Origin of the sequence: Caballeronia ptereochthonis (assembly GCF_001545075.1) — a bacterium.
In the GTDB taxonomy this organism is placed as follows: Bacteria; Pseudomonadota; Gammaproteobacteria; order Burkholderiales; family Burkholderiaceae; genus Caballeronia; species Caballeronia ptereochthonis.
Genome location: NZ_FCOB02000027.1, coordinates 101,527 through 108,245, shown reverse-complemented (window position 1 = coordinate 108,245; position 6,719 = coordinate 101,527). Strand labels below are relative to the sequence as shown.

6 protein-coding genes are annotated in these 6,719 nt (G+C 65.5%); all 6 read left to right on the top strand.

The features are described from left to right. The first annotated feature begins 381 nt into the window (after window positions 1-381). The 6 genes from AWB83_RS26005 (at window position 382) to pqqB (ending at window position 6,696) form a co-directional block, all read left to right on the top strand. Window positions 382-1,665, top strand: coding sequence for a molybdopterin-binding domain-containing protein (locus AWB83_RS26005; RefSeq protein ID WP_087048490.1), 1,284 nt, complete (start codon window positions 382-384; stop codon window positions 1,663-1,665). Further along, window positions 1,662-3,362, top strand: coding sequence for a formylmethanofuran dehydrogenase subunit A (locus tag AWB83_RS26000; protein WP_087048489.1), 1,701 nt, complete (start codon window positions 1,662-1,664; stop codon window positions 3,360-3,362). Before AWB83_RS26005 ends, AWB83_RS26000 begins: the two co-directional genes overlap by 4 nt. A 5-nt stretch (window positions 3,363-3,367) precedes the next feature. Further along, on the top strand, window positions 3,368-4,309 hold the full coding sequence (gene fhcD, locus AWB83_RS25995; RefSeq protein WP_087048505.1) for a formylmethanofuran--tetrahydromethanopterin N-formyltransferase: 942 nt from the start codon (window positions 3,368-3,370) through the stop codon (window positions 4,307-4,309). Continuing rightward, window positions 4,306-5,139, top strand: a complete 834-nt coding sequence (locus tag AWB83_RS25990; protein ID WP_087048488.1) for a formylmethanofuran dehydrogenase subunit C — start codon at window positions 4,306-4,308, stop codon at window positions 5,137-5,139. Before fhcD ends, AWB83_RS25990 begins: the two co-directional genes overlap by 4 nt. A gap of 67 nt (window positions 5,140-5,206) precedes the next feature. After that, the gene (locus AWB83_RS25985; protein ID WP_087048504.1) at window positions 5,207-5,779 is read left to right on the top strand and encodes a cytochrome b; all 573 of its coding nucleotides are present in this window, start codon (window positions 5,207-5,209) and stop codon (window positions 5,777-5,779) included. Next, window positions 5,776-6,696 carry a pyrroloquinoline quinone biosynthesis protein PqqB gene (gene pqqB, locus AWB83_RS25980; RefSeq protein WP_087048487.1) on the top strand — a complete coding sequence of 307 codons (921 nt, stop codon included), beginning with the start codon at window positions 5,776-5,778 and terminating at the stop codon, window positions 6,694-6,696. Before AWB83_RS25985 ends, pqqB begins: the two co-directional genes overlap by 4 nt. The last annotated feature ends 23 nt before the right edge of the window (window positions 6,697-6,719 follow it).

Below are 6,719 nucleotides of genomic sequence, written 5' to 3'. Positions count from 1 at the left end.
TCTCTTCGCATTCGCTAAAGGTTGGTTTCCCTCGCATGCCCGACGGCAGCGCGTAGCGCTGTGCCGGAACGCTTTGGTGCTGAACCAGCGCGTTAAACGGACTAGCTTGGCAGACCGTGCGCGAGCCAAGCCGGGTCAGTCCTATGAGGGCGACACTTAGGGGCTGGGCCACTCTGAACGATGACGACGAGTCTGCCTGGGCCCAAAGCTGCTTTCTTTGGTTACTTTCTTTGCAGCAGCAAAGAAAGTGACTGCCGCCCCGCACAGGGGCAACGCTAATAGACCACTAAGAATTCAGGATTCCACGAAAGAACAAGCAAGCAATAGAACAAACAAGAAACACAAAAAAAATCGGCATAAACCTTGCTCTAAAGCACGACCATGCCGACCTTCCCCACGAAAACGACCATAGAGTCCCCGGCCCGGACCACCGGGCCAACCCACTGGACCTGTCCGTTCTGCCCACTGCTATGCGACGACATCACGCTCGCGCCTACCGGCGATCAACGCCTCGCAGCGCCGCACATCGCCTGCCCGCGTCTGGCGGACTCACTTGCCCGCTTCGGTCCGCAGGATGCAAGCCAAAAGCCCACGATCGACGGACAAGGCACCGATCTCGCATCGGCGCTCTCGCAGGCCGGCGAGATCCTGTCGAACGCACGGCGGCCGCTCTTCGGCGGCCTCGCGACCGACGTGGCCGGCGCACGCGCGCTCTATGAACTCGCCGCGCACTGCGGCGCCATCCTCGATCATCTGCACGGCGACACGCTCGCCGACTCCAATCGCGCACTACAGGATCGCGGCGCATTCTTCACGACGCTGTCGGAAGTGCGCTCGCGCGCCGATCTCGTCATCGTCTTCGCCTGCGCGCCGTCGCGGCGCTATCCGCGCTTCTATGAACGTGTCATCGATGAAGGCAGCGCAACGAGTATCGTATTCGTCGGATGCGACATCGACCCGGCCGCCAGCGCACGAACCAGACGAACGGAATCGATTCTGCAGACAAACGATCCCTTCGATACCCTCGCGCTCTGGTCAGCGCATGTCGAAGGCGGCCGCCCAATCCCGGCACCCGAACTCGCCGCGCTGACCGCGCGCATCGACGCCGCCAAGTACACCGCGTTCATCTACGAGCCGTCGTCGCTGCCCGCGCCGCACGCGGCGCTCGCGATCGAAGCGCTCCAGCGCATCGTCAAGGCGATCAACCGCACCGTGCGCGCAGGCGCGCTCGCGCTCACCGGCGACGACGGCGCGCTCTCCGTCAATCAGGCCACGACGTGGCTCTCGGGCTTCCCGCTGCGCACGCGCATCGCATACGGCCTGCCGCTCGATCACGACTCGTATCGCTACCGCACCGAAACACTCCTGAACCGCGGCGAACCCGATGCGCTCCTGTGGGTGTCGAGCTTCGCGCCCGAACCGCTGCCCGCAGCGCTCGATGACACCGTGCCCGCGATCATCCTCGGCCATCCGTCGACGACACTGCCCGCACGCGCGGGCCCGACCGTGTTCATCCCCGTCGCGACGCCCGGCATCGACAGCGGCGGCCACCTCTTTCGCGTCGATACTTCCGTCGTCGCGCCGCTTGCCGCCGCGCGCGACGCCGGCCTGCCGAGCGTCGCGACGATCGCAGCGCAGCTCGCGCAGGCAAGGAGGCCACAATGAGCCTCACGCGCCTCAAAGGCGGCACGCTCTACGATCCGGCAAACGGCATCGACGGCGAGAAGCGCGACATCTGTTTCCGCGACGGCCGCATCGTCGATGACGCCCAAGGCGAAACCGTTCCGCCCGAACGCGACTTCGATGCGAGCGGCATGATCGTGATGGCCGGCGGCATCGACCTGCATTCGCACATCGGCGGCGGCAAGACGAACCTCTCGCGCCTGCTCCTGCCGGAAGATCATCGCGACGATCCACGCGCCGTGCCCGATCGTCCCAACGAAGGCCGCTACATGCGCCTGCCCTCTTGCGGCGTGTGCGCGCCGGGCACGCTCGCAACCGGCTACCGCTATGCGGAGATGGGCTACACGGCCGCATTCGAACCCGCGATGATCGCGTCGAACGCGCGCCACGCGCATCTGGAAATGGGCGACACGCCGATCATCGATCACGGCGCCTACGTGATGATCGGCAACGACGAGATCTTTCTGCAGATGCTTGCCGCAAACGAAGACTTCGGGCGCCTGCGCGATTACGTCGGCTGGACCATCGATTCGAGCAAGGCGCTAGGCGTGAAGGTCGTGAATCCGGGCGGCATCTCGGCGTTCAAGTTCAATCAGCGCTCGCTCGACGTCGACGAAAGGCACGTGCATTACGGCATCACCCCGCGCGATGTGCTGAAGACGCTCACGCGCGCGCTCACCGACCTGCGCGTGCCGCATCCGCTGCACGTTCACGCGAGCAACCTGGGCGTGCCGGGCAACGTCGAATCGACGATCAAGACGATGGACGCCGCCGAAGGCCTGCCCATTCATCTGACGCATATCCAGTTCCACAGCTACGGCGCCGAAGGCCCGCGCAAGTTCTCGTCGGGCGCGCGGGCGATCGCCGAAGCGGTGAACGCGCGCCCCAACGTGACGATCGATGTCGGCCAGATCATCTTCGGTCAGACGGTCACCGCATCCGGCGACACGATGATGCAGTTCAGGAACGCGCCGATGGCCCGTCCGCGCAAATGGGTGCTCGGCGATATCGAATGCGACGCGGGCTGCGGCGTCGTGCCGTTCCGCTATCGCGAGCAGAGCTTCGTGAACGCGCTGCAATGGATCATCGGGCTGGAAATCTTTCTGCTCGTCGACGACCCCTGGCGCGTGTCGATGACGACCGACCATCCGAACGGCGGCCCTTTCACGAGCTATCCGCATCTGATCCGCCTGCTGATGGACAAGTCCTTCCGCGACGAACAGCTCGACACGCTGCACGCCGACGCGAAAACCGCCAGCGCCTTGAGCGAAATCACGCGCGAGTTCTCGCTGTACGACATCGCGATCATCACGCGCGCCGGTCCCGCGCGTCTGCTCGGCCTGAAGGATCGCGGGCATCTCGGCGCGGGCGCGGCGGCGGATATCGCCGTGTATCGCGACGACGCCGACCGTGAGCGCATGTTCACGTCGCCCGCGTTCGTGTTCAAGGACGGCGAGCTGATCGCGCGCGACGGCACGCTGCTCGCCACGCCCACGGGCGGCATTCATTACGTGAGCCCCGACTACGACCGCGCAATCGAAAAGCGCATACGCGAATACGCGCAGGCGAACCTCGCGACGCGCTTCGAGAACATCGCCATCGGCGACGACGAAATCTGCGCGTGCTGCAACGGCGGACGCCTGCTGCCGGTCGCGTGCTTCGCTGCGGGCGAAAGGTGACGGCGATGCGCATCAACGACACGCAGATCGACGACACCTTCGCCGAAGCCTTCCCGATGAAGGCCACGCGTCTCGTCATCACCGCGCACACGTCGACCTGGGCGCGGCACGCGGCCAATTCGCTGACGGGCTTCGCCACATCCGTCATCGATTGCGGCTGCGAGGCGGGCATCGAGCGCGATCTGTCCGGCGACGAAACGCCCGACGGACGGCCCGGCGTCGCCGTCCTGATCTTCGCGATATCGTCGAAGGAATTGGCCAAGCAGATCGCGCGGCGCGTCGGGCAATGCGTGCTCACCTGCCCGACGACGGCGGTATACGGCGGCATCGATCCCGTGACGAGTCGCGCGCCGCTCTCCGACAACGCGGCGCTCGGCGCGGGCCTGCGCTTCTTCGGCGACGGCTGGCAGATATCGAAAGTGCTCGACGGCACGCGTTACTGGCGCGTGCCCGTGATGGACGGCGAGTTCGTCTGTGAGGATTTCACGGCCACGGTGAAGGCGGTCGGCGGCGGCAACCTGCTGTTGCTCGCGCGCGACCTCGACAGCGCCTTGAATGCCGCGGAAGCCGCCGTCGCTGCGATGCATCGTCTGCCGAACATCATTACGCCGTTTCCGGGCGGCGTGGTGCGCTCGGGGTCGAAGATCGGCTCGAAGTACGCGGGCGCGACGGCGTCCACCAACGATGCGTTCTGCCCGACGCTCGTCGGATTGTCGAAGAAGAGCGAGTTGACGGCGGACGTCGCGTGCGTGCTCGAAATCGTGATCGATGGCTTGACCGACGCCGATGTCGGCGCCGCGATGACGGCAGGCATCGCCGCCGCGACGAACATCGGGCGCGCGGGCGGCGTGCTGCGCATTTCCGCGGGCAATTACGGCGGCAAGCTCGGGCCGTATCACTTCAAGCTGCACGAGCTTTCGCAGGACATCGACGGGAGCCGCGCATGAACGCCATCACGCTGCGCGTAAAAAATGCGCCGGGCTTTCGCGTCGACGGGTCGAAATTACTGCCCGCCGCGCTTGCGGCTGTTTCGCCGGCCGAACTGCCGCGCATCGAGCTGCAAGGCGCGGGAGAAAAGTGCGCGCTCGGCGATCTCTTCGACATCGCGCAGGCAGATGCGGGCACTCCGTCGCTCACGATCGAAGGCGACGTGCAATGGCTCGATCGCGCGGGCGCGAACATGAGCGAGGGCACGCTCACGATACATGGCGGCGCGGGCGATTATGCGGGCATGAAGATGTCCGGCGGCGAGTTGCACATATATGGCGACGCGGGTCTTTTCGCCGCCTGCGAAATGCGGGGCGGACGCTTGACCGTACAAGGCAATGCCGGCGATTTCGCGGCGGGCGCGTTGCCCGGCGACATGGAAGGCATGACCGGCGGCACGCTCGCGATCCACGGCGGCGCCGGCGCGCGGCTGGCCGACCGCATGCGGCGCGGCACCGTGCTCGTCGGCGGCGATGCGGGCGACTTCGCGGCGTCGCGGCTCGTCGCGGGCACGGTCTGCATCGGCGGCAAAGTGGGCGCACACTTGGGATACGGCATGCGGCGCGGCACGGTGTTGCTGTCCAACGCGCCGGCTCGCATCCCGCCGACCTTCACCGAAGGCGGCCATGGCTTCGATGTGTTCTGGCTGCTTTTCACACGCATCCTCGCGCGCGAGATCGCGCCCGGGTTTGCGTGCTTTGCGACGCTCGCGGGCAATGTGTTGCCGCGGCGCTACGCAGGCGACCTCGCGGTGGACGGACGGGGGGAATTGCTGATCGCCAACTCATAGCCAGGCGAGAAAGAATGGACCTTGCATGCTGCGGAACGAAAACCATTTTCACGAGAGAGATGCCATGATGAGCACCGCGCGGACATCCGCAACGTCGCGCGACGGCAGCCTGAATGCCGCAAGCGAGCGTTTCGCACGCCCGATGATCGCGTTGCACTGGCTGATCGCGATCGCCATCATCGCGATGCTGTGCATCGGCTTTTATATGGTCGGCCTGCCGCGCGGGCTGCCGTTCAAGTCGGACCTCATCAACTTCCACAAGTCGCTTGGAATCACCGTTTTCCTGCTGGTGCTGATCCGCATCCTGGTACGCCTGGCCTATGGCCGTCCGCCTCTGCCGCCGATGCGGGCGTGGCAACGCGCCGCCGCGAGCATCACGCAGGCTCTTTTATACGTTGGCATGGTGGCGATGCCGCTCACCGGTTATCTCGGCTCGTCGTTCAACAAGTACGGCACAAAGTTGTGGGGTCTCGCGCTGCCGCAATGGGGCTGGGACGACAAGCATCTGCGCCAGATCTTTTTCGGCATCCACGAGGCGCTTGCGTGGATCATGGCCGCGCTGGTCATCCTGCACTTTCTCGGCGCGATGAAGCATCAACTGATCGACCGCGACGGGCTTCTGAGGAGGATGTCGCCTTGAAAATTCGCGTGCTGGGCTCCTCGGCGGGCGGCGGTTTCCCGCAATGGAACTGCAACTGCCGCAATTGCGACGGCGTGCGGCGCGGCACCATCTCGGCCCGCGCGCGCATGCAATCGTCGATCGCCGTTACCGACAACGGCGAGGACTGGCTGCTCGTCAACGCATCGCCGGACATTCTCGCGCAGATCGCGGCGAATCCCGAGCTGCAACCCGCGCGCAAGGTCCGCGATACCGGCATCGCGGCGGTCGTCACGATGGACGCGCAGATCGATCACGTTACCGGCCTCCTGATGCTGCGCGAGCGCGGCACGCCCTTGCCGCTCTATGCGACCGATGCGGTGTGGCAGGACCTTTCCACCGGCTTCCCGATCACGTCCATCCTTTCGCATTACTGCGGCATCGAGCACAGGCGCGTCGCGCTCGACGGCGCTCCGTTCTCCGTGCCCGAACTGCCGCGCGTGACGATCGATGCATTGCCTCTGTCGAGCAAGGCGCCGCCCTATTCGCCGCATCGCGAAGCGCCGGAAGTCGGCGACAACATCGGCCTGATGTTCACGAACAGCGCGACGGGCAAGCGCGCATTCTATGCGCCGGGCCTGGGCGCGCTCGAAGCGCATGTGCTCGATGCGATGCGCGCAGCCGATCTCCTGCTCGTCGACGGCACCGTCTGGACCGACGACGAGATGATCCGCCTCGGACTCACGAAAAAGACCGGCAAGGACATGGGCCATCTCGCGCAGACCGGCCCGGGCGGCATGATCGACGTGCTCGATTCGATCGACCGCGCGGGCGTGCGAAAGGTGCTGATCCATATCAACAACACAAACCCGATCCTCATCGAGGACGGGCCCGAGAGGCGCATGCTATCGGAGCACGGCATCGAAGTCGCGCACGACGGCATGACCTTCGAGCTATGACATTCGCACTGGAGACCCTTCGA